Here is a 25669-nt window from a genome sequence, read left to right on the forward strand (position 1 = left end):
CAGGATGTGGGGCTGGCACGCTGCAGCAGCGAGGAAAAGGCGCTGGCCAAAGCGAAAAAAGACAAGCTGACGGTCAGTATCGGGGAGTTCTGCTCTAAAAAGGTTCTGGGTATTTGCCTGGAGAAAAAAAGGAGCTATTGCCAGTTCGACTCAAAACTGGCGCAGATCGTTCAGCAGCAGGGCAGAAACGGCCAGCTTCATATCGGTTTTGGCGGCGCCAGCAGTCCTGACTGTCGGGGCATTACCGTCGCGGAACTCCAGGGGATTGATTTTAACGAGCTGGATTTCACAAACTTCATGGAGGATTTAATCAATAACCAGAAAATCCCGGATAACAGCGAACTGACCGAAAAAACAAAAGCGCGTATTAAAGAACTTCTCACGCAGTCTTCAGCAAAGTAACTCTCCATTAATAACATATCAAAGGTGACTAAATGGCTGCGTCCTTGATGGTCGTTGTTTTGCTTGTGCTCTTTCTTTTCATTCCGGCCTGTATCGCCCTGTTCATGTCAGGCCGCAGTCTGCTCCTGATATTCCTGGGTGCCGTGGCGTGCCAGGCGGCTGTTGCCGTTGCGTTTGCAGGACTGTCTGCCCGGGGCTGGTCTGAGTCGATGGGGATGGGGGCGGCATCACTCATTTTCTACGTTATCGGGCTGCACAAGGCTGACGGTGTAAAACAGAATACTCATAACGGGAGAGAAAAGAATGAAAGTTAATTTTCACAAACATCCTGCCGTCGATTTTTCTCTGAGACTGACGCTGACGGTAATTATCATATCTCCGGTGATTTATTTCTCCTGGGATGCCGTCAAAGGGACATCGGGGAGTGATTATGTTGAGAGTGTGGTCTTTATTCTCTGCATGGGCGGTGTCGGGCTTATGAATTATCTGTTTTTTTCGGCGCTGACCAGACTTTTACAGAAGGGAAAATAAAGGAGCAGGGATGGAAGAGAGAAAATCGTATGGAATGGTGGTGCTGTTTGTCAGCGTGTTTGTTGTTTTTCTGGTGAGCATTATGTCGTACAGCCTGTGGCGGGACAGACAGGTTAACGCATTTATGACCACCAACCGGGCCTGGGGGATCCAGTGNGACACTGTTTCTCAGGCCGCGTGGGTGGTCAGGGACGGGGAGCGGGTGGACCTTCAGATAAATCATCTGCCTCTGTACTGCAGCGGTTACCGCTTTGAAGCCCGTGATGATGCAGGAAAGATACAGCGCCAGCTCGATAAATACAGTGTCTATCAGCATCTGTCACGCCAGTCGCAATAATTCATAAAAGGGTATTTGCCATGCGAACAATACATGCCGCCATGCTGGCGGGGTGCCTTTGCTGCGCCCTGATGCCGGCTTTCGCCAAAGACGCGGGCTGGCAGTGGTACAACGAGAAACTGAAGCCCCGTGATGAGGACAGGAAAGCCGTACCAGCGGCACCACCGCCGCAAATGGATATTCTGGAGAAACTCGCCACACTCCAGGCGGCCACCAAACGGTCGTTGTACGAAGCCATTCTGTATCCATCGTCTGAAAACTTCGTGAAGTATTTCCGGCTGCAGAACTACTGGACGCAGCAGGCAGGTTTGTTCTCGATGAGTGCGAAGAAAGCGATGCTGGAAAACCCCGAACTCGATTACAACCTGCAGTACAGCCACTACAACGGCACGGTAAAAAACCAGCTCGCTGCCGACTATGCCGAACAGCGACAGGCTATCTCCACCCTCGCACAGCACTACGGCGTGATGTTCTTCTACCGGGGCCGGGAAGCGATCGATGGCCAGCTGGTCCAGGTGATTAAAAATTTTCGCGAAACCTATGGCCTGAGCGTGATACCGGTGTCGGTTGACGGAGTGATTAACCCCATGCTGCCCGACAGCCGGACGGACCAGGGCCAGGCAGAGCAGCTTGGCGTGAAGTTCTTCCCCGCGATGATGCTGGTTAACCCGAAAAGTGGCCAGGTGAAGCCTCTCAGTTACGGCTTTATCAGTCAGGACGACCTGGCGAAACAGTTCCTCTATGTCTCCAGCGACTTTAAACCAAACTTTTGAGATGCTTATGCATTATGTCACAACGGTATATATTGCTGCGTTCCTGGCTATTCTGTTTGTCACGTTAACTGGATATATATTTGCTCGTAATATTAACGTTTCAGAGTATTTCAGGTGCACATTCGTTGTCATACTCATACAAAGTATTTTCATTGGTTATGTGGCAAAGCAGGGTGTGGCCTGGGACGTAGTATCATTTATGGCTGCCAGTATTCAGTGTTGCGCGCCTGTACAGACCATGTTTATTCATCGGGCCATTTATACCCGACAGGCCAGTAAGGTGATATTCAGAGTTTGTATTATGGCTGGAATGCCATTGCTTGCGTGGTTGTCGATAGTGTTGAGGCTTCAGTGAAAGTTATTTTTGTGAATGTCTCATGGGCTTTTGTTAATAAATTCACATGCACACGAAAACCATATTATAAATATGAACTAAGAAAGTAGATGAGGATATATGCGAAAGATTCGTTTTCCGGATTTAGATATCACCGGGATGTGGGTGCTGGCCGTGGGCGTGTTTTTCCACCTGATAGCCCGGCTTGTCAGAAAGCAGCCTGAGCTGGCCGTCCAGGCCGGGGAAATCTTCGGGCTGGGAATGGTGGTGTTCGGGGGATACCGCATTCTTAACGCCCTCATTGCTGAAGCCGAAAAAGAGGAGAAAGCCTGTGAAAAGCAGCCTGAAGAACATCGCTAAGACGCCGCTGGCGGCGCTGGCTCTTTCCCTTGCTCTGGCCGGACTGGCACAGGCGGGCACGCTCGATGAGGTGAAGTCGCTCTGGGATCCGCGGGGAATCTCCGGTACTGAAACGGCTTCCCCGCAGAGCGACACTCCCCAGGCGGTGAGCGGGGCATCTCAGCCACGCTGGTTACGACTCAGCAACGGAAAGCAGGTGGACCTGCGCGACTGGAAAGTGGTGCTGTTCATGCAGGGACACTGTCCCTACTGTCATAAGTTTGACCCGGTGCTGAAGCAGCTGGCCGGACAGTATGGCTTCTCCGTGTTCTCTTACACCATTGACGGACAGGGTGATGACGCGTTTCCTGAGGCGCTGCCGGCGCCTCCTGACGTGATGCAGACCTTTTTCCCCAATATCCCGGTGGCCACCCCGACCACGTTTCTGGTCAACGTGAACACCCTGGCAGCGTACCCGATCCTGCAGGGCGCCACGGATGCACAGGGCTTTATGGCCAGAGTGGATACGGTATTTCAGATGATGCACTGAGTCTCTGTTATATCCGGTCTTAGCAAGTGATTAAGGAAAATAGCCATGAACAAATATATACGTTCGACGGGACTGTATGCGTTTTTATTTCCAGCCAGTTTAAAAGCACCCGGGCAGACAGCAGCAGAAAAAATAGAACAACTGAAGCCGGAATTTATCCACCGGGAAAGGCGTATGGAAATCTATCTGGAATTATTCATTGTGTTTCTCACTGCAGGTGCTCTGCTGTTATGGATAATGAGATTTTTATTTAATCTCTGCGTGGCTGACTGGATAGCCAGCGGTGACCTGCGAGTAAAAGACCTGTGGAATATTATGATGTACGCCATCCCTTATGCGCTGATGGCTGTTGGGGTGGGGTTCTTTGTTGCCGGAGTGACATTAGCGATCCGCAATTTTTTCAGTTATCACCTTAAGACCCTTTTTATTCTGAGAAATGACAGAGTTAAAAAAAATGCTGTGCGTAATGGAGGACAGGATGCGAATTAAACTTCTGTCACTCTTCTGCGGTGCCGCGCTTGGCCTGTCATTTAGTGCCGCCGCCGACGTGAATGGCGACATGAACCAATTCTTCAATAAGCTTGGCTTTGCGTCCAATACCAGCCAGCCGCAGGTCTGGCAGGGACAGGCGGCGGGTTACGCCTCCGGCGGTTCGCTGTATGCCAGAACGCAGGTGAAAACGATCCAGCTGGTCAGCATGACCCTGCCGGATATTAACGCCGGCTGCGGCGGCATCGATGCGTACCTGGGGTCGTTCTCATTTATCAACAGCGAGCAGCTGCAGCGCTTCGGCAAACAAATTATGTCCAACGCCGCGGGCTACTTCTTTGACCTTGCCCTGCAGACCACGGTTCCGGAGATCAAAACTGCCAAAGACTTCCTGCAGAAGATGGCCAGCGACATCAACAGCATGAACCTCAGCTCCTGCCAGGCCGCTCAGGGCATTGTGGGCGGTCTGTTTCCACGGACCCAGGTGGCGCAGCAAAAGGTCTGCCAGGACATTGCCGGCGAGAGCAACATTTTTGCGGACTGGGCGGCTTCCCGTCAGGGCTGTTCGGTGGGGGGGCAGATGGACAAAGTGCAGGATAAAGCCAGCGATAAGGACAAGGAGCGTGTGATGAAGAACATCAACATTATGTGGGATGCCCTGTCCAAAAACCGGCTCTTTGACGGCAATAAGGAGCTGAAAGAGTTTGTGATGACCCTGACCGGGACGCTGATTTTTGGTGAGAACAGTGAGATCACCCCGCTGCCGGCACGCACCACTGACCAGGATCTGATTAAAGCCATGATGGAGGGCGGCACGGCTAAAATCTATCACTGCAATGATTCAGAGAAGTGCCTGAAGGTGGTGGCAGATGCGACGGTCACCATTGCCGCCGACAAGGCGCTGAAAAACCAGATAAAGACCCTTCTGAGCAGTATCCAGAGCAAGGCGGTAATGGACCAGGCCCTGACGGAGCAGGAGAAGGGCTTTATCAGCAGCACCACCATCCCGGTGTTCAAATATCTTGTCGACCCGCAGATGCTGGGTATTTCAAACACGCTGATTTATCAGCTCACGGACTATATCGGCTACGACATTCTCCTGCAGTACATTCAGGAGCTCATCCAGCAGGCCCGGGCGATGGTCGCGACCGGAAACTACCCTCAGTCGACGATGGATTTAATCCTCGAAAACCTGAACCAGGCGAGTGTGCAGATTGCCGCCTTCCAGGCGCGGGTGCAGGTTCAGCAGGATGCGATGCTGGTTGTCGACCGGCAGATGAGCTACATGCGTCAGCAGGTGTCTGCCCGCATGATGACCCGCTACCAGAATAACTATCACTTCGGAGGAAGCCTCTGATGCAGCCACTTGAAATCTATACCATCGCCGGAGGCGACTGGCTGCGGGGCAATCTCAATGCCATTGCGGCCTTTATGGGGACCGGCACCTGGTCGTCCATCGAGAAAATGTGCGTTGCGTTTTCAGTGCTGATTGTCGCCGTCAGTTGGGTGAAAAAACACAACGTGATGGACCTTGTCGGCTGGGTGTTTTCCCTGACCCTGGTCTCGATGCTGGTCGTCATCCGCACACCGGTTCAGGTTATTGACTACAGCAATGTGGCTCAGGTCTACAAAGTGGATAACGTCCCGGTTGGCCTGGCCATTCCGGCGTCGCTGATCACCCGTGTGGGTAATGCCCTGGTACAGAGCTATGAGATGATCTTCTCCCTGCCTGACAGCGTGACCTACAGTAAGACCGGGATGCTGTTTGGCGGTAATCTGGTGGCGAAAAGTACCGACTTTGTTTCGCAGAATCCGGAAATCACCACGCTGTTCTCCGACTATGTCCAGAACTGCGTGATGGGCGACATCTTTCTCAATGGCAAGTACACCCTCGAAGAACTGATGAATTCGTCTGACCCGTACACGCTGATATTTTCAAAGCCCAGCCCACTGCGTCAGGTGCCCAATTACAACTATCAGTTCCTGGAAAAGCCCGAAATCGGGACCTCCTTCATCAGCTGCCAGGTGGCCGCGATGCAACTGAAACAACGTATGGCGCTGGATACGCAGACCGGCGGGAAAACCTGGAGCTACTATGCGCGTCAGCTGTTTGGCGGCAAACCGAATCCGGACCTGCTGTTCAGCCAGATGATCGGCGACAGCTACAGCTACTTCTATAACGCCAGCCAGAGTGCGGGACAAATTATCCGCCAGAACGTCACCATGAATGCGCTGCGCAACGGTATCCAGAGCTACGCGGCACGCAGTGGTGATACGGCCAGCCTGGTGAACATCGCCAACACCACTTCACTGGAGAAACAGCGCCTGGCACAGGCCACAATGGGGCATCAGGCACTGCGTTCCCTGCCCATGATGCAGACGGTGATCATGGGGATTATGATTGGGATGTTCCCGATCATGATTATGGCGGCGATGTTTAACATGATGACCCTGCAGGTCCTGAAAGGGTATATCTTTGCCCTGATCTGGCTGCAGTCCTGGCCGCTGCTCTATGCGATTCTGAACAGTGCGATGGCCTACTATGCGAAGCAAAACGGCGTGCCAGTGGTCCTGTCTGAACTTTCTCAGGTCCAGCTGAAGAACTCGGATATTGCGACCACGGCCGGGTATATCTCGATGATGATCCCGCCGCTCAGCTGGGCGATGATAAAAAGTATGGGGGCCGGGTTCTCCAGTGCTTACAGCCACTTTGCCTCCTCCGGTCTCAGCGCCACCTCGCAGGCTTCATCCGGGGTGGTGGACGGCAATTACTCGTTTGCCAATATGCAGATGGAAAATGTCAGCGGCTACAACTGGGGCACCAACAGTTCAACCAGCTTCGGTCAGATGTCGCGGCAGCTGGGGAACGGGGGCACGGAGACGCAGACCGCAGACGGGACAACGCTCTGGGATGCGCGCTCCTCTAAGCTACCGGTTGATATCAATGTCAGCCGGCAACTGGCCAGCGCGAACCAACAGATGGCACGTGAGTCAGATGTGCAGGCGCAGAGTGCGCTGCACGGCTACAACAGCAGCGTGACAAGTGCCTGGAACAGCCTGCAACAATTCTCGACGAACAAAGGCAACAGTGCCTCGACAACCACCGGGGCCGATAATACTGAGTCGTCGCAGGATTCAATGGCCAGAAGTAAAATGTGGAATGCGGTTGTTTCTAATGCAAAAGCCAATAACATCAGTAATGAGCAATCCTTCCAGAATCTTATGGATGAAAATACGAGAGGTTCTATCGCCGGTGAAGTTTATGGTAGCGCTAAAGTAAGTGGTGGATTTGAAGTTTTCGGTAACGGAGGAAAAGCAGAAGCTGGCGGTAAGGCGTCAATTACTGGTAGTGCTAGCACTGGCTCAACAGATACTGTAGGCCAGTCAGGACGTAATTCAGAAGACAAACGTCATGATACCAGCAGTCAGGCAGCGAAAGACTTCAAGGAAGCATCCGACTACTTTACCAGTCGTAAGACCAGTACATCGGGTAATACGACAGATAACAATGCCAGCTCACGCGTTGACCAGTTTGCGGCATCGCTGTCGAGCGCTAAAAACAGCTATGACCAGTACACAAGCAGCCGGACCCGCAGCCACGAGTACAGCGAGATGGCATCCCGTACAGAGAGCGTGAGCGGCCAGATGAACGAGAACCTGACTCAACAGTTTGCTCACTTTGTCCAGCAACGTTCTCCGCAGAATGCAGAGGCCATTCTGACCAACACAAGTTCGCCAGAAGTCGCTGCGCAGCGTGAAGAGCTAGCGCGTGAGTTCGTCAAAACTCAGGTTGAGCCTAAGATTGATGGTGCATATCAACAAGGCCGCGAAAGCATCGGTCAGAATATGCCTGGGGTATCAGGTGGAGGTGATCGTGGTTCGGTAATGGGAGACTACGGACATAACGCTGGTAATATAGAAGCCATGACACGAGATGCGGGGATTAAGGATAATGTGGGTCAGAAAGTGGATGGGATGATAGCGCAGAATAACCAACAGCATCAGGAATCCCGTGAAAACATACAACAGCAAGGTATTGACGTGAAAAAACAGAACGCCGATATGGAAAATGTTCATAAAACAGAGCAAAATAAATTTTCAGATCAATATAATAAAGAAATTGATAGTCAAAGGACTACTGTAATAAGCGATACAACACAGAAGCTTAGAGAGAATGCATTGAAAAGGTCTAAGGATTTAGACCACAAGCTTCCATAGATTGCTAGAGGGACAGATGATAACAAATGAAGTTATAGAATGTGAGTTAAATATTTTAAAAAAAGTGTTGAACTATAATGGTTTGGCACGAACTTCAAAATGGAATTGTTTATGGCCAGGAGTAGGGGTTTTTCTCTGGATTGTACTTTGGCCTCTTGTTAGTTTTGGTGCTAAATTATCTTTCAATGAATTAGCAAGTGAGGAGCGGCTTGGTTTATTCATTTCAATTGTCGCTGTATTCGTTCTTGGCTTCACTTCATTGTTTTTTTCATTTAGCTCTAAGGTGTTATATCTTTCTATCCCTTCCGGCTTCAGATTATACTCGACGATGTACTCTTTACTTGTAGCAAGAGCAAAGGTATTTCTGTGTGTTTTCTTGATGTTGTATCTGGTTAGTGTTGCTATTTGCACCTTCATCCCATTTGGTTTTGTTTTTTTTCCATTGATCCTTGTAAGTTCTATAATTGTTTTCAGTATGGCTATAAATAGGGGGTTTTACGTTTCTAGGCTTCATATGATTTCGTCAACTGTTCTAGCTTTCAAACACGCCGGAAGGTTTAGAAAGATGCAAAGTGATGAAGGGTGTGAAAGTATTAATATTAATGAACATAACCCTGCCACAGGTCTCCCTATGGTTGGGGGAGTCGATGTTGGAGGTGATCCTTATGGATATAGCAGGCATGACTGCGAAAATTAAATTATCTATGAAAAGTTCACATTTCACTCCTTAATATCCTTTTTTCTTCATGCTAATTGATGCGAAGACTCTTGCTCAGTTCAATGCTTTATATATGTTTCATGATGTTGTTATTTTAAAAGGTTGGTTTGTGTAAACGGTGAGTAGGTGCGCAATTTACTTGTGCGCCTGTGAGGCGTTGCCGCCATCGGCGGAATGATTTAATCACACAGCAATTACCTTCTGCCGGCTAGCTTTCTGCTATCCGGCATCCCTTCCTCAATGGTCTACTGACGGATTATCACCATGAGTTTCAATGCCAAAGATATGACGCAGGGCGGTCAGATTGCCAATATGCGCTTTCGCATGTTTGGTCAGATTGCCAATATTATATTTTATGTACTGTTTATTTTATTCTGGGTGCTGTGCGGGCTGATGCTGATGTACCGGCTCAGCTGGCAGACTTTTGTGAACGGCTGCGTCTACTGGTGGTGTACGACGCTGGGTCCCATGCGCGATATTATTCGCTCCCAGCCCGTCTACACCATTCAGTATTACGGCCAGTCGCTGGAATATACCTCAGAACAAATCCTGGCCGATAAATATACCATCTGGTGCGGCGAGCAGCTGTGGACCAGTTTTGTGTTTGCGGCCGTCGTTTCCCTCGTTATCTGTATTGTGACGTTCTTTGTTGCCAGCTGGGTACTGGGCCGCCAGGGGAAACAGCAGAGCGAGGATGAGAATACCGGCGGACGCCAGTTGTCCGACAAGCCGAAAGAAGTGGCGCGCCAGATGAAGCGTGATGGTATGGCCTCGGACATTAAAATTGGCGACCTGCCGATACTGCTGAACTCCGAAATCCAGAACTTCTGTCTCCACGGGACCGTGGGCTCCGGTAAATCGGAAGTGATACGCCGTCTGCTGAATTACGTGCGCGCCCGGGGCGACATGGCCATCATCTACGACCGCTCCTGTGAGTTCGTCAAAAGCTACTACGACCCGTCACTGGATAAAATCCTCAACCCACTGGATTCACGCTGTGCCGCCTGGGATTTGTGGAAAGAGTGCCTGACGCTGCCGGACTTCGATAACGTCTCCAATACCCTTATCCCGATGGGGACCAAAGAGGACCCGTTCTGGCAGGGCTCAGGGCGAACCATCTTCGCCGAAGGCGCGTATCTGATGCGTGAAGACAAGGACCGCAGCTACGAGAAGCTGGTCGACACCATGCTCTCCATCAAAATCGACAAGCTGCGCGCCTATCTGCAGAACACACCGGCGGCGAACCTGGTGGAAGAAAAAATTGAGAAAACCGCCATCAGTATCCGTGCGGTGCTGACCAACTACGTCAAGGCCATCCGCTACCTGCAGGGCATTGAGAAGAATGGCGAGCCGTTCACTATCCGCGACTGGATGCGCGGTGTGCGTGAAGACCAGCCCAACGGCTGGCTGTTTATTTCCTCCAACGCCGACACCCATGCTTCCCTGAAGCCCGTTATCTCGATGTGGCTGTCGATTGCCATCCGCGGCCTGCTGGCGATGGGGGAGAACCGCAACCGGCGCGTGTGGATTTTCGCTGATGAGCTGCCCACGCTGCACAAGCTGCCGGACCTGGTCGAAATCCTGCCGGAAGCGCGTAAGTTCGGCGGCTGCTATGTCTTTGGTATTCAGTCCTATGCCCAGCTGGAAGATATCTACGGCGTGAAGCCCGCCGCCACGCTCTTTGACGTGATGAACACCCGGGCCTTCTTCCGTTCTCCCAGCAGGGAAATAGCGGAGTTTGCCGCCGGGGAAATCGGTGAAAAAGAAATCCTCAAGGCCAGCGAGCAGTATTCTTACGGTGCAGACCCGGTGCGTGACGGGGTGTCGACCGGGAAGGAGAAAGAGCGGGAAACGCTGGTCAGCTACTCCGATATTCAGACGCTGCCGGACCTGTCCTGCTATGTCACGCTGCCCGGGCCGTATCCGGCCGTGAAGCTGGCCCTGAAGTACAAACCACGGCCGAAAATTGCTGAGGGGTTTATTCAGCGCACTCTCGATACGCGGGTGGATGCACGACTCAGTGCGCTGCTTGAAGCCCGGGAAGCCGAAGGCAGTCTTGCAAGAGCACTTTTCACGCCGGATGCGCCAGAACCAGAGCAGGCTGATAAAGACAGCACAGTCGGTGAGCAGCATGAACCGGCAGGAGACCCGGTCTCCCCCGTGCCGGTAAAAGCCCCGTCGGCGGCGAAAATACCGGCAGCAGATGAGTCCGGTAAAACACCGGAAACACCGCAACCTGTGGTTCCGGCCACGCGGGTCACGACCGTTCCCTTAATCCGGACTAAACCTGCATCTGCAGCGACCGGCACTGCAGCGGCCACTGCCGGCGCGACAGCACACTCCGGGGGCACGGAGCAGGAACTGGCGCAGCAGCCCGCAGACACGGGACAGGAGATGATGCCGGCTGGCATGAATGAGGACGGTGAAATCGAGGACATGGCGGCGTATGACGCGTGGCTGGCCGGTGAACAGACTCAGCGGGATATGCAGCGGCGCGAAGAGGTCAATATCAACCACGGCCACATCCGCGATGAGCAGGATGATATCGAGATTGGAGGGAACTTCTGATGCTCAGTTTCAGCCAGGTGAAATCGGCGGGCAGCGCCGGTAACTACTACATGGACAAGGATAATTATTACGTCATCGGCAGCATGGAGGAGCGCTGGCAGGGTAAAGGCGCGGAAGCGCTGGGACTGGAGGGGAAGGTAGATAAGCAGGTCTTTACAGAACTGCTGCAGGGAAAGCTGCCGGACGGCAGCGACCTGACCCGGATGCAGGACGGCGTCAACAAACACCGCCCCGGTTATGACCTGACGTTCTCGGCTCCGAAAAGTGTATCGATGCTGGCCATGCTGGGTGGTGATAAGCGTCTGATTGACGCCCATAATCGCGCGGTGACGGTGGCACTGAATCAGGTGGAGTCCCTGGCCTCCACGCGGGTACAGAAAGACGGCGTGTCCGAAACGGTTCTGACCGGAAATCTGATTATTGCTCGCTTTAACCACGATACCTCACGCGCTCAGGAGCCACAGATACACACGCACAGCGTGGTCATCAATGCGACGCAGAACGGCGATAAATGGCAGACGCTGGGCAGTGATACCGTCGGCAAAACCGGGTTTTCCGAAAACATACTGGCCAACCGTATCGCTTTCGGAAAGATATACCAGAGCACTCTCAGGGCCGATGTTGAGTCTATGGGTTACAAGACCGTGGAGGCGGGTAAGCATGGCATGTGGGAGATGGAGGGCGTGCCGGTGGAGTCGTTTTCCACACGCAGTCAGGAACTCAGGGAGGCTGCAGGACCCGATGCGTCCCTGAAGTCCCGTGACGTGGCCGCGCTCGATACCCGTAAGTCGAAGGAAGCCATCGACCCGGCAGAGAAGATGGTGGAGTGGATGAACACGCTGAAGGAGACCGGGTTTGACATCCGGGGCTACCGTGAAGCCGCCGATGTGCGTGCAGCAGAGCTGGCCCGTTCGCCTGCCGCGCCGGTGAAAACCGATGGCCCGGATATCACAGATGTGGTGACGAAAGCGATTGCCGGACTCAGCGATCGTAAGGTGCAGTTTACGTATGCCGACCTGCTGGCCCGGACGGTCAGCCAGCTGGAGGCGAAGCCGGGTGTGTTTGAACGGGCGAGAACGGGTATCGATGCCGCCATCGAACGGGAGCAGATTATCCCGCTCGATCGCGAGAAAGGCCTGTTTACCTCAAATATCCACGTCCTCGATGAGCTCTCTGTGAAAGCGCTGAGCCAGGAGGTGCAGCGCCAGAATCATGTTTCCGTCACGCCAGATGCGTCTGTGGTGCGCCAGGCCCCTTTCAGCGATGCGGTCAGTGTGCTGGCGCAGGACAGCCCGGTGATGGGGATTGTCTCCGGCCAGGGCGGTGCAGCCGGCCAGCGGGAGCGGGTGGCCGAGTTAACCCTGATGGCCCGGGAGCAGGGGCGTGATGTGCATATCCTCGCCGCCGATAACCGCTCCAGGGACTTTCTGTCCGGGGACGTCCGCCTGGCTGGCGAGACGGTGACCGGCAAATCTGCCCTGCAGGACGGGACGGCGTTTATCCCGGGCGGGACACTCATTGTGGACCAGGCGGAGAAGCTGAGCCTGAAGGAGACGATTTCCCTGCTGGATGGCGCCATGCGCCATAACGTGCAGGTCCTGCTCTCCGACAGCGGCAAACGCAGCGGAACCGGGAGCGCGCTGACGGTCCTGAAAGACAGCGGCGTGAACACCTACCGGTGGCAGGGCGGAAAACAGGCGACGGCAGACATCATCAGTGAGCCGGACAAGAGTGCGCGCTACAGCCGGCTGGCACAGGAGTTTGCCGCCAGCGTGCGTGAAGGGCAGGAAAGTGTGGCGCAAATCAGCGGGACGCGTGAGCAGAATGTCCTGAACAACGTTATCCGCGACACTCTCAAAAATGAGGGGGCGCTCGGCAACCGGGACATGACGGTGACCGCGCTGACGCCGGTGTGGCTGGACAGCAAGAGCCGGGGTGTGCGGGACTATTACCGCGAGGGCATGGTCATGGAGCGGTGGGACCCGGAGACCCGGAAGCATGATCGCTTTGTCATTGACCGGGTGACGGCCAGCAGCAACATGCTGACCCTGAAAGACCGCGAGGGGGAGCGTCTGGACCTGAAAGTCTCCGCCGTCGACAGTCAGTGGACGCTGTTTCGCACGGATAAGCTGCCGGTAGCAGAGGGTGAGCGTCTGGCGGTGCTCGGGAAAATCCCCGACACGCGCCTGAAGGGCGGGGAAAGTGTCACGGTGCTGAAAGCGGAAGCCGGGCAGCTGACGGTTCAGCGTCCCGGGCAGAAAACCACCCAGACGCTTCCTGTCGGCAGCAGCCCGTTCGACGGGATTAAGGTCGGCCACGGCTGGGTGGAGAGTCCCGGCCGGTCGGTCAGCGAAACGGCGACCGTCTTTGCCTCCGTCACGCAACGCGAACTCGACAATGCCACGCTCAACCAGCTGGCACAGAGTGGAAGCCATATCCGGCTGTACTCCGCGCAGGACGCGGCCCGCACCACCGAGAAACTGGCGCGTCACACCGCATTCAGCGTGGTCTCAGAGCAGCTGAAGGCCCGCTCGGGAGAAACAGACCTTGAGGAGGCCATCGCACAGCAGAAAGCCGGACTGCATACCCCGGCAGAGCAGGCCATTCACCTTTCCGTGCCGCTGCTGGAGAGCAACAGCCTGACCTTTACCCGGCCGCAGTTGCTGGCCACGGCACTGGAAACCGGCGGCGGTAAGGTCCCGATGAAGGACATAGAGGCAACCATTCAGGCGCAGATTAAGGCCGGGAGTCTGCTGAATGTGCCGGTGGCCTCCGGACACGGCAACGACCTGCTGATTTCCCGCCAGACCTGGGATGCGGAGAAAAGCGTCCTGACCCGGGTGCTGGAAGGTAAGGATGCGGTGGCACCGTTAATGGACAGGGTGCCGGGCAGCCTGATGACAGACCTGACCGCCGGTCAGCGGGCGGCAACCCGGATGATACTGGAGACCCCGGACCGGTTCACCGTGGTCCAGGGCTATGCCGGGGTGGGGAAAACCACGCAATTCAAAGCCGTCATGAGCGCCATCAGCCTGCTGCCGGAAGAGACCCGTCCCCGCGTCATCGGTCTGGGACCGACACACCGCGCCGTGGGCGAGATGCAGAGCGCCGGCGTGGACGCGCAGACGACTGCCTCTTTCCTGCATGACACGCAGCTGCAGCAGCGCAACGGCCAGACGCCGGATTTCAGCAACACGCTGTTCCTGCTCGATGAGAGCTCGATGGTCGGGCTGACCGATACCGCGAAAGCCCTTAGCCTGATTGCGGCCGGGGGCGGTCGTGCGGTCCTCAGCGGCGATACCGACCAGCTGCAGTCCATCGCACCGGGCCAGCCGTTCCGGCTGATGCAGCAGCGCAGCGCCGCGGATGTGGCCATCATGAAAGAAATCGTGCGCCAGGTGCCTGAGCTGCGACCGGCGGTCTACAGCCTGATTGACCGGGATGTCAGCCGTGCGCTGTCCACTATTGAACAGGTCACGCCGGAGCAGGTGCCGCGTAAGGACGGTGCATGGGTACCTGAACACTCGGTCACAGAATTCACGCCGGCACAGGAGAAAGCGATACAGGATGCGCTGAAGGAGGGTAAGGAAATACCGCCTGGCACGCCAGTGTCCCTCCACGATGCGATTGTGAAGGACTACACAGGGCGCACCCCGGCGGCGCAGGCGAATACGCTCATCATCACACATCTGAACGCAGACCGCCGGGCGCTGAACGGGCTCATCCATGATGCGCGGGTACAGAATGGCGAGGTCAGTAAAGAGGAGGTGACCCTGCCGGTACTGGTCACGAGCAACATCCGTGACGGTGAGCTACGCAAACTGTCCACGTGGTCAGAACATCAGGGCGCCGTGGCTCTTCTGGATAACATCTACCAGCGGATTGAGCGCGTCGATAAAGAGAACCAGCTGATTACCCTGAAGGACAGCGAGGGGAGTGCCCGGTTTCTCTCTCCCCGGGAGGCCTCAGCAGAGGGCGTCACGCTTTATCGGGAGGAGCACATCACCGTGTCACAGGGTGACCGGATGCGCTTCAGCAAAAGTGACCCGGAACGCGGCTATGTCGCCAACAGTGTGTGGGAGGTGAAAGCGGTCTCGGGTGACAGTGTCACGCTGTCTGACGGTAAAACCACCCGCACACTGAACCCGAAGGCGGATGAAGCGCAGCGCCACGTCGACCTTGCCTACGCCATCACCGCCCACGGCGCGCAGGGGGCCAGCGAACCTTTCGCCATCGCACTCGAAGGCGTGGAAGGGCGCCGGAAAGCCATGGTCAGCTTTGAGTCGGCCTACGTGGCGCTGTCGCGCATGAAGCAGCACGCGCAGGTCTACACCGACAACCGGGAGGGCTGGACCACAGCGGTCAGCCGTTCTCAGGAGAAGGCCAGTGCGCATGACGTGCTCGAACCGCAGAACGCCCGGGCGGTGAAGAACGCCGGTCAGCTCTATGGCCGCGCACAACCGCTGGATGAGACCGCCGCAGGCCGGGCCGCCCTGCAGCAGTCGGGCCTGGCCAGAGGCCGCTCTCCGGGTAAATTCATCTCACCCGGTAAAAAATACCCGCAGCCACATGTGGCCCTGCCGGCCTTCGATAAAAACGGCAAAGAGGCCGGTATCTGGCTCAGCCCGCTGACCGACAGGGACGGGCGGCTGGAGGCCATCGGCGGTGAGGGGCGGATTATGGGGGACGAAACAGCCCGGTTTGTGGCGCTGCAGAACAGTCAGAACGGAGAAAGTCTGCTGGCCGGAAATATGGGCGAAGGCGTCAGGATTGCACGTGATAACCCCGACAGCGGGGTGGTTGTCCGGCTGGCCGGAGATGACCGCCCCTGGAACCCGGAGGCCATCACCGGCGGTCGCATCTGGGCTGATCCCCTGCCGAATCCTCCGCTCCCTGATACCGGTACTGACATCCCGCTCCCGCCGGAAGTGCTGGCACAGCGTGCTGCAGAAGAGGCACAGCGCCGGGAGATGGAAAAGCAGGCGGAACAGGCCACCCGGGAAGTCGCCGGGGAGGAGAAGAAAGCGGGCGAGCCAGGCGAGCGGATAAAAGAGGTTATCGGGGACGTGATTCGCGGTCTGGAACGTGACCGCCCGGGCGAAGAGAAAACACGGCTGCCGGATGACCCACAGACGCGACGCCAGGAGGCCGCGATACAGCAGGTCGCCTCAGAGAGTCTGCAGCGCGAGCGTCTGCAGCAGATGGAGCGGGACATGGTGCGCGACCTGAACCGGGAGAAAACCCTCGGCGGCGACTGACGCGCCTGCAGTTTTTGTCAGGCACAGCAATATCAGGGATAAAAAGGGAATAACGATGACAACACATGTAATACGCGTCAGCGCCGCAGACCGCTGGCTTAAGGCTCTGCTGGCCTGGACGCCCGGGCAGACAGATATCATCAAAACGGTGGCGCTGGTTCTGATGGTTATTGACCACACGGGACTCCTGCTGACCCATAACAACGAGCTCATGCGCCTGCTGGGGCGGGGCTGCTTTCCGCTGTTCGGTCTGGTCTGGGGGATGAATCTGGCCCGGCACGCGGATATCCGCCAGTCGCAGCTGAACAGCCTCTGGGGCTGGGCGCTGGTCGCCCAGGTGCCGTTCATGCTCATCGGATATCCGTGGTACGCAGGGAATATCCTGTTCGCCTTTGCCGTCACCGGTCAGGCGCTGCGGTGGTTCAGCCTGCCGTTCTGGCGTTACACCTTCGCCGCCATGGCCATCGTTGCCGTCTGGATACCGTTCTCCTGTGGCAGCTACGGCATGGCCGGGGTGGCCATGCTCACCGTCAGCTGGCTGCTCTGCCGCGCACAGACTTCGCGGGAGCGACTCGGGTGCGGGGTGTTGTGGGCCATCATGGTGTTACTGATGAACCCGAATGACGCCGGTGAATCACTGGCCGGGCTGGCCATCGCGCTGCTCGTATTAATGGTGTGCTCATCGGTCGGAGGGGAGATTAAACGGTTCTGGCCACGGCATTTCTTTGTGATGTTCTATGCCGTGCACCTGGCGGTGCTGGGGATCGTGGCGACGATGTAAAAAATCCCGGAGGTCATCCGGGAAATGACACAGTGTCCAAACGCGTTACAAACGGAATCACCGCCCTTATTTCTCAGGAACAGGAAAGGGCGATGCCGTTCAGGTATAGTAACCTTTATTATCTGAACTGAACTACAGGCAATTGTTATGGCAGAAGAAAAACGCCCTGTACTGAGCCTCAAACGAAAGCCTGCGGCGGAAAGCACAGGAAAGGATGTCACAAGCACGCCGGGCGTCGTTCGCCGCAAAAAAGTCGTGGTGGTCTCGACGCCGCCCGCCTGGAAGGTCAAAAAAGAGAAGCTGGAGCAGGCGAAAAAGGCTGCCGAAGCCGCCGCACGCCAGGCTACGGCAGAACAGCTCAAAGCAGTAAAGGCTCCGCTTCCTGTGCGTTATCTTCAGCTGCTGCCGCCGGAGCAGGCCATCATGACCCTGAAAGCGTTCTGGCCGCAGCTGTTCGACGGTAATTCGCCACGTCTGCTGGCCACAGGGATGCGTGAACAGCTGTTTGCCGATATCGCGGGGCGCGACCTGCCGCTGTCGCATAAGCAGGTGATTAAGTGCCTGAAAAGCCTGACCCGGTCGGCGGGTTATCTGTCCCGGATGCGGGAGGGAGCCTCCCGTTATGACCTGCAGGGAAATGTTGTGGCCACTGTCACTGCTGAAGAAGCGAAGTATGCCAGTGAGCGTATGATGAAAGAGCTGTTACGGGCCGAGCGTAAGATGAGCCAGACGATTTAATTCTTTTAATTTCTTAAATCAGATATACCCTTCATTGAACAGCTAATGGATATTTCATCCATTAGCTGATGGTATTCGTCAGTTATAAAAGAGGACGTAATATGAGAACCTGGGTTGATACGGATAAGATTTGTGAAGATACACGGAATATCATTAAATTGTTATCCACATCGGATGTTAATAAATTCAGTGATGCCAGCGAAAAAATCATATTACTGGAGGAATGTCTCGATGAGGAAGAATACGAATGGGGCTTGTTCTCAGACGCTGCGTTTAAACTTCTGAAAGACCTGTTAAGAATCCGCATTAAACTCAGAAAGACAGACCCTGCCCATCACCTTGTCCCTGTGCTGATTCAGGCTGTCGATGGTCTGAAAGAGCAGCTCAGGCTAAACAGGAAGCACGCTAATGAGTTGATTGAAGTGCATGTGTTCTCGGGACATGCCCGCAACTTTTTCTGGCTTGGTTGTGCTACAGCAATGATGCTTGTACTTGCCGCAATCATTTATATGGCATGACGCCAGATAATATTTCCTGCAAAGTGGTAATAATCGGATTTTTCAACAAGTATACCTGCAAATTAAATCTTCACGCGCTTGATTCATATCATGCTGGTAAATAAAGGCGGCAGATAAATTATTTATTCTTCAGGTTGTCGGCTTTAAAAGGAAATTAAATATGTTCAGATATTTTATTCTGCGCACTGAGCAGCAGTTATTCTGTTATTTATACGGTGTCGCGCTGGCGCTGGTCCTGATGGTTTTATTTTCTCCTGTATCCCGGGCAGGCGGATTTTATCTGGTTGCGTTATCTGTCGCGCTGTTCTGGGCCGGTCTGGCCCTGTACACCCGGCACACCGACCGGATGAGAAGACCGGAGGTCTCACCGCAGGTCAGTATCCGTGACGGTATTCAGGTGGTGGCCATGCTGCCGCGCCATGAAAAGGCCCGTCTGGAATGGGAAATTCTGCAGGATGCTGACGTGTATCGCCGTCAGATGCTTGCCCTTCTGGACCTGGCTCAACGGTGCGTCAGCCGGGGTCTGATATACGCGCCGGCGGTGATGCTGGCTGGTCTGTGCTTTCTTGCCTGGGGATTTCCGCAGGACGCCGTCCGGGTCGTCACCGCCCTGCGGGAGATGCCCGCCACAGACCTTGTGCATCAGACCGGTTTTGTCCTGCGCTACGTCCTGCTGATTTCCGTGATATCGGTGCTGACAGCTGACCTGGTGGCCGGAAGAGGATTACCGAATGCCTTCCGCCGCGCCTTGCTCGACAGGCTGCCGGCAGAAGCCTGGCGCATCAGAAGAGGGACGGAACGTTGAAATTACGGCAGCCGAACGACAGAAACCTGGACAAAAAGGATTATCTCTGTCAGCCGCGATTGTTCCGGAAAGGGGCGCTTGCGTCGCAAAAAAATTCTGGTCGTACCTGTGCCGTGTTTATGGCGGGCATGGTCACCGGCGCACTTCTCATGCTGGCCGCTCTGTTGATGTATCCGGAGACGGTGATAGCGCTTCTCAGAATGGTGGTGCAGGTGATTCATTCTGCGGGGGAGCAGTTATGGTAACCGGGATTCAGTTGTGTACCGCAGAACGTTTTGTATACGCACAGGACAGGGAATGTATAAAAGCAGAAGAGGGTCCGGTATGGCACAAATATTAATGATGGCAGGCAGTACCGTTGTTGCACTGAGTCTGCTGGGATTTCTGGTTCTGCTTCTGAAAGGACGAGCAGTAACGAAGACTTCTCCGGTGCTGATGTCACTGAAAGCCCTGGGGATTCGCCCCTCAGAGGCCGAACAGCGATTGTGTCGCCAGCGGGTCTGGGTGGGAAATGACACGCTGATGACACCACGGGAACAACACTTTTACCGGGCACTGCTGAGGCATACCAGCCGTAAGCGCTGGCTGTTATGCCCGCAGGTCCGGGTGGCGGATATTGCCACACTCGCTCCCCACATCCGGCCACGTTCCCGGACCTGGTGGCAACTCTTCCGCATGGCGTCTCAGTGGCACTGCGACGTGGTCATCGTTGATATCCGCACCTTTGCTATCGTTGGCGCGATTGAACTTGATGACGCCTCACATCTGAAAAAACAGCGTATCCGGCGCGATATCCTGCTGGAAGAGGTTCTGAGGCAGGCGGGTATCCCGCTGCTGCGTGACCGGGACTCAGAGAAACTGGTCAGGAGAGTCAGTGAGTTTCTGAAATACCGTGAAGCTGAAACCGACGAAATATCTGCATCCGACACAGCTTTACCGACAGCGCATACTGAACGCAGGGAGGAAGAAAAATGATTGTGCCCGTAGAGGTTGATCGCGATGCGCGGGGCTACTGGACACACCCGGCGTTAATCCGGATTTGCTGCCAGACCACGCCACAGCTGATGTGGTGGCTGCGCGTCCAGAAGCTGGAGTGCTTCGTGATGAGTATGCGTGACGAGGCTACAGAGGCATTCTGTGCCGGATGGGATGATGGCCCGCCTGACGCTTCAGCATGGGAACTGGTTCCTCCGCCCGGTAAGGGCTGGTTTCTCGGTTTAGTACATCCACGGGAGGAGGGGCCGGAGTGCTACTGGTTCCGTCATACCACAAAAGCCTGACGCCTCCGCAGAGCGTCGTTGTCCAACCCCTGGGGCGGGGAAAAGCCAGTTTCCCCCGCCCCCGGCGTTTCTGAATACATCCAGTGAAGGAAATACTGTGAAAGTAAATCGTACTCTCCTCAGATGGTGTCTGCCCGGACTGGTCAGCCTGAGCCTGTGCGCACCCATTCCGGCCGTTTATGCCGCGAACATCGAGACCGGGTTTTCTCCGGAAGGAACAGCCCTGCAGCTGGTTCTGAAAACCATTACGACCGCACAACAGGAAATCCGGCTGATGGGCTATTCCTTCACGTCTCCGGATGTGGCCGGCGCGCTGGTCAGAGCCAGACAGCGGGGCGTGGATGTGAAGGTCGTTCTGGACCACAAAGCCAATACCGGCGAGCGCAACAAGGCCAGCCGTGCAGCCATGAATCTGCTGGTCAGCGCGGGCATTCCTGTCCGGACGGTGGATGCATACAAAATCCTCCACGACAAAGTGATCATCGCCGATGGCCGCAATACGGAGGTCGGGTCGTTCAATTTTTCCCGCGCTGCCGATCGCGCCAATTCAGAGAACGTGCTTGTCGTGTGGGATAACCCGGCTGTCGCCCGCAGCTACCTGAACCACTGGTCATCCCGCTGGTCGCAGGGAACGGACTGGAAACAGACGTACTGACACCGCCATAAACGATCCCCGGACGTAAACCGTGCGCCAACGCGGGTTACGTTCATAAAGTCAGTCGCTGATTCAAATATTCTGTAGTATTCTCTGCGAACAATCCTTTTTTAGATCCTTGAGGAGGCAGAGATGTCGCAGATTGATAATGCAGGAACTTCCTCATCGAAAACGAAACGAGTCTATCGAAAAAGGCAACCTTTATCGGGGGCAGAGAAACAGAAAATGTTTGTTTCCCGTAAAAAAGAAACGCATAAAGCAATTAATGTCTTTATCGATAAACAACTTAAAGATGATCTTGTTCTGCTGTGTGAAACAACAGGATTGACTCAGACTCAGATGATTGAACGTTGGATTCAGAGTGAAAAAGCCCGTATTTTCAACCCATAAAGCGGTCACTAAGTAACTTTGTTGATAGTCATTCAGCTAAATGCTAGATTGATGATCGTTTAAAGAATGTTGATGGCTGGCCACGCCTTAAGGTGGCAGGGAACTGGTTCTGATGAGGTATCTACCCGGGACCAGAAAAGAGAAAACCCACTAATCTGCAGAGACTTGGCGGAATCGTAGATTAAGTGGGTTGTCATGTAAACTGCATAGAAGCTGTTGCTCTATGCAGGGAGTATATGTGCATGCTCAGAGAACTTCAAGATCAGTTTCTGAACTTACTCCTTCCGCGCAACATAAGTGCGGGAAGGTGTGACTGACGTTCAGACGCTGTTCTCACATTACCGGCAGGTCAAAAACCCGAATCCGGTGTTCACGCCGCGTGAAGGAAAGAAGACGCTGCCGTTCTGTCGTAAGCTGATGGCGAAAGCCGAAGGCTTCACGTCCCGTTTTGATTTTTCCATCCATGTGGCGTTCATGCGCTCGCTGGGTAAGCGTCACCGGATGCCACCGCTGCTCCGCCGGCGCGCCATTGATGCGCTGCTGCAGGGACTGTGCTTTCATTACGACCCGCTGGCCAACCGGGTACAGCGGTCCATCACCAATCTGGCTATTGAATGCGGGCTTGCTACTGAGTCGAAGGGCGGCAATTTGTCCATCACTCGTGCCACCCGTGCGCTGAAGTTTATGGCGGAGCTGGGGCTGATTACGTACCAGACCGAATATGATCCTCAGATTGGCTGCAATATCCCGACAGATATCACGTTCACCCCGGCTCTGTTCTCGGCGCTGGATATTTCAGACGTGGCGGTGCTGGCTGCGCGTCGCAGCCGTGTGGAGTGGGAAAACCTGCAGCGCAAAAAGCAGAAACTGAAACCGATGGAGATGGACGAACTGATTGCAAAAGCGTGGCGGTTCGTGCGTGAGCGTTTTCGCAGCTACCAGTCTGAACGCAAAGCTCACGGCCGGAAGCGGGCGACCGCCAGGCGGGATGCTTCACGCCAGCGTAAGGACATCGAGACGCGCGTGCGCCAGCAACTGACCCGGGAGTACGCCACCGGCCGCTTCAGGGGCGATCATGAAGCTCTCAAGCGTGAGGTTGAGCGTCGTGTGCAGGAGCGCATGCTGATGTCGCGCGGCAACAACTACACGCGGCTGGCCACAGTCCCCATATAACCTTCCTTCCCGCAAAAAATCCGGCCGACGCCGGAGGCTTTCGCACGTCTGCAGTCCGTCACTGATTATTATCCGACCAACCGTATCCTTTCGCCCGTCAGAATCCCGGGCTTCCCTGCGCAAATATGGCCAGAAAATTTATCACCGGTGTCACTTTTGGTCGCTGAATTCAGTTATCCACCAATAACTGCAAGGGACTTTTCCATAAGGTTACAACCGTAATGCCTACAGAGCGCCAGTCGGTGACGTTTCAGAGTGCGTGGTTCCCTTTAAACATCTGCTCTGTACTTCTTTTAAATACATAATCTTTATCTCTTATAAATACATAACCTGTTCATCGCCTGCCCTGTGGACAGGTTCATGAAAATGACCGCCCTTGCAGCGGACTGACGTCCGCGCCGGTTCGGAATACCAGAAGTACCTCCCGCCGCCATGCGGCGGGCATATCGGCAACACCTCACAGCTTAGTTACAGCATCCGGGTAAATCCCCTGCAAACGGCATCAGTGCTGTCCTCAGCATCACATTAACCACAAAACAAAAGCAGAAACCTCGCCTCTCACCTCCGGAAAACGCTGACGCTTCAATCGCGACAGTGCACACCTGACCGCCACTAAAAAGCGCCGCCCCACCCCGGCCAACGGCCGGGGTAATGCATCGCTGTTAATGACGGATGTTGTAACTAGATTTTGTGGTTGCTGTGGGAGGTGTGGCTTTGAGTTCTGGTGTACACGCTCGTAAGCGGCCCTCACGGCCCGCTAACGCGGAGATACGCCCCGACTGCGGCTATGCCTTGTCGTGACCACTCCGACCGCGCACAGAGGCTTATGAGTTGTTTTTAGATGGGTTGTTCTAGGCTTTGCAGGATGGGGGGTTATTACGGCTGAAGCCGTAATGCTTTTTTCGTCCTCGCTTCGCTGCGGGGGTCTCCGGCGCGGAGCGCCTCCCATGCGCTGACGCGCATCAAAAAACCGTCCCCGGTGTACCCTGAGCATGACGTTCGCTCACGCTGGATAGAGAAGCCTGCCGGGCAATGTCAGAAAGCCATTGTTGGTTGATTGTTAAAAAATCGGTGACATTTTCTCAGAACTGGGCCGCTATGTGCCAAGAGCGGAATCTGGAGCGCCAGAGGTCCTCTAAAAATTGATAGTTCGTTTTGCAGGGATACTTACACTTACAGTAGAGCATCTAGCTATTCAGCAGGAATGATGTGCCCTAAGATTGATGAAATTTTTAACTCGAGCAAACGTTATGGCAAAAAAGCTAGAGCAATGGAAAAATACACTTGCCGTTGAGAAAATTGTAGAAGGCATGAATGCTGCATCATCTAACGCACGAAGGCTTCTGAACGATGCCTCTGCTTTGTTTGATTTAGAACGCTATCCCTCTGCTACCTCTTTAGCAATCTTGGCTATAGAAGAAGCAGGAAAGGTGTCAATACTTCGAGAGATGTCGCTGTTGAAAGATGGCAAAGATATCAAACAGATTTGGCACAGGTATCGCTCACATACTGAAAAAAATATGATGTGGGTGTTTCTTGATGCAGTTAAAAAAGGCGCTAGGAATATCAACGATTTTGCACCAATTTTCAGCGATGAATCAGAACATCCCTTTGTATTGGATCAATTAAAGCAAATATCATTTTATACGGATTGTCTTGGTAAGGCACATTGGTCGATACCAGACAATGTAATCGATAGAGATACAGCTTTAAGCATCATAGAAGCCGCTAAACCTTTAGTGTCGTCAAAATTACACACAGTCGAGGAGATTGAACTCTGGGTGAAGTACTTGGGACCTGTGTGGAAAACTGATGATGCTCTTAAGCGTGAGGCATTAAAAAGTTACTTCGATGCCATGTCCGCAAAAGGACTACTTTCAAATAAAACTGCCGTCTCAGCATTCTTAAGCATCTGAATCAATATTTCTTTAGGGATATTGCTGTTGGCGCTGCGAGAGACCTGAGATGGTAGTTCTGCTCTCCGTTGATTAAGGGGTCAGTTTGGAGAACGGAAATTTTTGTACGTTAAGCGCATTATTTAACCTATCGAAATACGTACAGATTGATTTTTCGTCAACAGCTATCGCTTTTAAGTTGTCACGCTCTCGGTATCTCATTTATGTTATCCGATAAGGTCAAATCCCCTGAATACACCGTATAGTGCGGGAGTACCCCTTATTGCTATAGATAAGCCTGTTCAAAAAACAGGCTTACCGTACAATAATTCTCTATATCCAAACTGACCCCATATAGTGGATTCTCGAACCGGAGCGGGTGGGTTAAATGGGAAATTATTCAGATTTTGAGACCGAATTTGTTCAGCGAACACTGGCACTTATTGATCAATATCACGAAATGATTGAGGTGCAGGGCAAGCCCTTCAGGGAGCAGTACAACTACACACTGACCCTGAATTGCCTTCTGGGTCTCATCGTGCTGCCGAAAGAGAAGGCGCTCTCTTTCCTGCCCGCTGACCGTTTAACGCAGCAGCTTAAAACAAACATGGGGTTACAGGAGTCGCAGCTACCCGGACCGGAGATGACTCTGCGTGCTCTTATCCTTAAAATGAGGAATTCTGTGGCTCATTTCAGCGTCCAGGTTGTATCACTCACCGACGAGCGTCTTGTCGATCTGATTGCTTTCAGGGATGATCCTGAGGATGAGAATGCCTACGCCACTTTCAGCGGCACTGTTGCAAAAATCTGGAGGTGATAGACTCATCGCCACCTTTTGCTGACGGAGCTGCACATGAACCCATTCAAAGGCCGGCATTTTCAGCGTGACATTATCCTGTGGGCGGTACGCTGGTACT

At 54.2% G+C, this 25669-nt stretch carries 26 protein-coding genes and 1 pseudogene; all 27 read left to right on the top strand.

The annotated features are described in order from the left end of the window. Positions 1-402, top strand: a 402-nt coding sequence (traN, locus tag CWM53_RS08795; RefSeq protein ID WP_158442539.1) for a conjugal transfer protein TraN, incomplete at its 5' end; no start/stop codon positions are given. A 32-nt stretch (positions 403-434) separates the two neighbouring features. Further along, positions 435-716 (top strand): hypothetical protein, encoded by a 282-nt coding sequence (locus CWM53_RS08800; RefSeq protein WP_022644736.1) that lies wholly within the window; start codon positions 435-437, stop codon positions 714-716. Then, positions 706-933, top strand: a complete 228-nt coding sequence (locus CWM53_RS08805) for a conjugal transfer protein TrbE (RefSeq protein WP_012540032.1) — start codon at positions 706-708, stop codon at positions 931-933. Before CWM53_RS08800 ends, CWM53_RS08805 begins: the two co-directional genes overlap by 11 nt. A gap of 10 nt (positions 934-943) precedes the next feature. Further along, positions 944-1270 carry a hypothetical protein gene (locus CWM53_RS08810; protein WP_100750760.1) on the top strand — a complete coding sequence of 109 codons (327 nt, stop codon included), beginning with the start codon at positions 944-946 and terminating at the stop codon, positions 1268-1270. Between the two features lie 20 nt (positions 1271-1290). Then, positions 1291-2043, top strand: a complete 753-nt coding sequence (traF, locus tag CWM53_RS08815; protein WP_004152677.1) for a type-F conjugative transfer system pilin assembly protein TraF — start codon at positions 1291-1293, stop codon at positions 2041-2043. A 454-nt stretch (positions 2044-2497) separates the two neighbouring features. Then, positions 2498-2737, top strand: a complete 240-nt coding sequence (gene traQ / locus CWM53_RS08825) for a type-F conjugative transfer system pilin chaperone TraQ (RefSeq protein WP_023316407.1) — start codon at positions 2498-2500, stop codon at positions 2735-2737. Next, complete coding sequence (gene trbB, locus CWM53_RS08830; RefSeq protein WP_020804677.1) at positions 2709-3266, top strand: type-F conjugative transfer system pilin assembly thiol-disulfide isomerase TrbB; 558 nt, start codon at positions 2709-2711, stop codon at positions 3264-3266. Before traQ ends, trbB begins: the two co-directional genes overlap by 29 nt. Before the next feature lie 45 nt (positions 3267-3311). Further along, the gene (gene trbF, locus CWM53_RS08835; RefSeq protein WP_023340929.1) at positions 3312-3755 is read left to right on the top strand and encodes an F-type conjugal transfer protein TrbF; all 444 of its coding nucleotides are present in this window, start codon (positions 3312-3314) and stop codon (positions 3753-3755) included. Beyond that, positions 3733-5112 (top strand): conjugal transfer pilus assembly protein TraH, encoded by a 1380-nt coding sequence (gene traH, locus CWM53_RS08840; RefSeq protein ID WP_165785046.1) that lies wholly within the window; start codon positions 3733-3735, stop codon positions 5110-5112. The genes trbF and traH overlap by 23 nt, the downstream gene beginning before the upstream one ends. Further along, complete coding sequence (gene traG, locus CWM53_RS08845; RefSeq protein WP_100750762.1) at positions 5112-7973, top strand: conjugal transfer mating-pair stabilization protein TraG; 2862 nt, start codon at positions 5112-5114, stop codon at positions 7971-7973. Before traH ends, traG begins: the two co-directional genes overlap by 1 nt. Before the next feature lie 16 nt (positions 7974-7989). Beyond that, positions 7990-8670, top strand: a complete 681-nt coding sequence (locus CWM53_RS30430; RefSeq protein WP_133124343.1) for a hypothetical protein — start codon at positions 7990-7992, stop codon at positions 8668-8670. A 285-nt stretch (positions 8671-8955) separates the two neighbouring features. Then, positions 8956-11259 (top strand): type IV conjugative transfer system coupling protein TraD, encoded by a 2304-nt coding sequence (gene traD, locus CWM53_RS08855; protein WP_100750764.1) that lies wholly within the window; start codon positions 8956-8958, stop codon positions 11257-11259. Further along, complete coding sequence (traI, locus tag CWM53_RS08860; protein ID WP_100750765.1) at positions 11259-16517, top strand: conjugative transfer relaxase/helicase TraI; 5259 nt, start codon at positions 11259-11261, stop codon at positions 16515-16517. The genes traD and traI overlap by 1 nt, the downstream gene beginning before the upstream one ends. A gap of 55 nt (positions 16518-16572) precedes the next feature. Then, positions 16573-17298, top strand: a complete 726-nt coding sequence (gene traX, locus CWM53_RS08865; protein ID WP_100750766.1) for a type-F conjugative transfer system pilin acetylase TraX — start codon at positions 16573-16575, stop codon at positions 17296-17298. Between the two features lie 147 nt (positions 17299-17445). Next, positions 17446-18036 (top strand): fertility inhibition protein FinO, encoded by a 591-nt coding sequence (locus tag CWM53_RS08870; protein WP_100750767.1) that lies wholly within the window; start codon positions 17446-17448, stop codon positions 18034-18036. A 101-nt stretch (positions 18037-18137) separates the two neighbouring features. Next, entirely contained in the window at positions 18138-18554 is a 417-nt protein-coding gene (locus CWM53_RS08875) for a hypothetical protein (protein WP_100750768.1), read from the top strand. A 160-nt stretch (positions 18555-18714) separates the two neighbouring features. After that, positions 18715-19359 (top strand): hypothetical protein, encoded by a 645-nt coding sequence (locus CWM53_RS08880; RefSeq protein ID WP_100750769.1) that lies wholly within the window; start codon positions 18715-18717, stop codon positions 19357-19359. After that, positions 19356-19604, top strand: coding sequence for a hypothetical protein (locus CWM53_RS08885; RefSeq protein WP_100750770.1), 249 nt, complete (start codon positions 19356-19358; stop codon positions 19602-19604). Before CWM53_RS08880 ends, CWM53_RS08885 begins: the two co-directional genes overlap by 4 nt. Before the next feature lie 79 nt (positions 19605-19683). Then, the gene (locus CWM53_RS08890; protein ID WP_100750775.1) at positions 19684-20334 is read left to right on the top strand and encodes a DUF2726 domain-containing protein; all 651 of its coding nucleotides are present in this window, start codon (positions 19684-19686) and stop codon (positions 20332-20334) included. Continuing rightward, positions 20331-20639, top strand: a complete 309-nt coding sequence (locus CWM53_RS08895) for a hypothetical protein (protein ID WP_100750771.1) — start codon at positions 20331-20333, stop codon at positions 20637-20639. Before CWM53_RS08890 ends, CWM53_RS08895 begins: the two co-directional genes overlap by 4 nt. Before the next feature lie 97 nt (positions 20640-20736). Beyond that, entirely contained in the window at positions 20737-21294 is a 558-nt protein-coding gene (locus CWM53_RS08900) for a phospholipase D family protein (RefSeq protein WP_100750772.1), read from the top strand. Between the two features lie 132 nt (positions 21295-21426). Further along, positions 21427-21684, top strand: a complete 258-nt coding sequence (locus tag CWM53_RS08905) for a replication regulatory protein RepA (RefSeq protein ID WP_100750773.1) — start codon at positions 21427-21429, stop codon at positions 21682-21684. Between the two features lie 242 nt (positions 21685-21926). After that, on the top strand, positions 21927-22001 hold the full coding sequence (gene tap, locus CWM53_RS32340) for a RepA leader peptide Tap (protein WP_015344939.1): 75 nt from the start codon (positions 21927-21929) through the stop codon (positions 21999-22001). Beyond that, positions 21982-22857, top strand: a complete 876-nt coding sequence (gene repA / locus CWM53_RS08915) for an incFII family plasmid replication initiator RepA (protein ID WP_100750774.1) — start codon at positions 21982-21984, stop codon at positions 22855-22857. Before tap ends, repA begins: the two co-directional genes overlap by 20 nt. Positions 22858-24107: 1250 nt before the next feature. Further along, positions 24108-24773: an AbiV family abortive infection protein gene (locus CWM53_RS08925; RefSeq protein WP_165785048.1), complete on the top strand. Its 666-nt coding sequence runs from the start codon at positions 24108-24110 to the stop codon at positions 24771-24773. A gap of 367 nt (positions 24774-25140) precedes the next feature. Beyond that, positions 25141-25569, top strand: coding sequence for a HEPN family nuclease (locus CWM53_RS08930; RefSeq protein ID WP_227521695.1), 429 nt, complete (start codon positions 25141-25143; stop codon positions 25567-25569). Between the two features lie 36 nt (positions 25570-25605). Next, a pseudogene (locus tag CWM53_RS31905) lies at positions 25606-25669 on the top strand (hypothetical protein); the annotation flags it as partial.

The sequence above is a fragment of the Klebsiella sp. A-Nf5 genome (assembly GCF_002810545.1).
In the GTDB taxonomy this organism is placed as follows: Bacteria; Pseudomonadota; Gammaproteobacteria; order Enterobacterales; family Enterobacteriaceae; genus Klebsiella; species Klebsiella variicola.

Coding starts and splice junctions, on each gene's coding strand:
- CWM53_RS08800 (WP_022644736.1), top strand. CDS start 435: ATGGCTGCGTCCTTGATGGTCGTTGTTTTGCTTGTGCTCTTTCTTTTC.
- CWM53_RS08805 (WP_012540032.1), top strand. CDS start 706: ATGAAAGTTAATTTTCACAAACATCCTGCCGTCGATTTTTCTCTGAGA.
- traF (WP_004152677.1), top strand. CDS start 1,291: ATGCGAACAATACATGCCGCCATGCTGGCGGGGTGCCTTTGCTGCGCC.
- traQ (WP_023316407.1), top strand. CDS start 2,498: ATGCGAAAGATTCGTTTTCCGGATTTAGATATCACCGGGATGTGGGTG.
- trbF (WP_023340929.1), top strand. CDS start 3,312: ATGAACAAATATATACGTTCGACGGGACTGTATGCGTTTTTATTTCCA.
- traH (WP_165785046.1), top strand. CDS start 3,733: ATGGAGGACAGGATGCGAATTAAACTTCTGTCACTCTTCTGCGGTGCC.
- traG (WP_100750762.1), top strand. CDS start 5,112: ATGCAGCCACTTGAAATCTATACCATCGCCGGAGGCGACTGGCTGCGG.
- CWM53_RS30430 (WP_133124343.1), top strand. CDS start 7,990: ATGATAACAAATGAAGTTATAGAATGTGAGTTAAATATTTTAAAAAAA.
- traD (WP_100750764.1), top strand. CDS start 8,956: ATGAGTTTCAATGCCAAAGATATGACGCAGGGCGGTCAGATTGCCAAT.
- traI (WP_100750765.1), top strand. CDS start 11,259: ATGCTCAGTTTCAGCCAGGTGAAATCGGCGGGCAGCGCCGGTAACTAC.
- traX (WP_100750766.1), top strand. CDS start 16,573: ATGACAACACATGTAATACGCGTCAGCGCCGCAGACCGCTGGCTTAAG.
- CWM53_RS08870 (WP_100750767.1), top strand. CDS start 17,446: ATGGCAGAAGAAAAACGCCCTGTACTGAGCCTCAAACGAAAGCCTGCG.
- CWM53_RS08875 (WP_100750768.1), top strand. CDS start 18,138: ATGAGAACCTGGGTTGATACGGATAAGATTTGTGAAGATACACGGAAT.
- CWM53_RS08880 (WP_100750769.1), top strand. CDS start 18,715: ATGTTCAGATATTTTATTCTGCGCACTGAGCAGCAGTTATTCTGTTAT.
- CWM53_RS08890 (WP_100750775.1), top strand. CDS start 19,684: ATGGCACAAATATTAATGATGGCAGGCAGTACCGTTGTTGCACTGAGT.
- CWM53_RS08895 (WP_100750771.1), top strand. CDS start 20,331: ATGATTGTGCCCGTAGAGGTTGATCGCGATGCGCGGGGCTACTGGACA.
- CWM53_RS08905 (WP_100750773.1), top strand. CDS start 21,427: ATGTCGCAGATTGATAATGCAGGAACTTCCTCATCGAAAACGAAACGA.
- CWM53_RS08925 (WP_165785048.1), top strand. CDS start 24,108: ATGGCAAAAAAGCTAGAGCAATGGAAAAATACACTTGCCGTTGAGAAA.
- CWM53_RS08930 (WP_227521695.1), top strand. CDS start 25,141: ATGGGAAATTATTCAGATTTTGAGACCGAATTTGTTCAGCGAACACTG.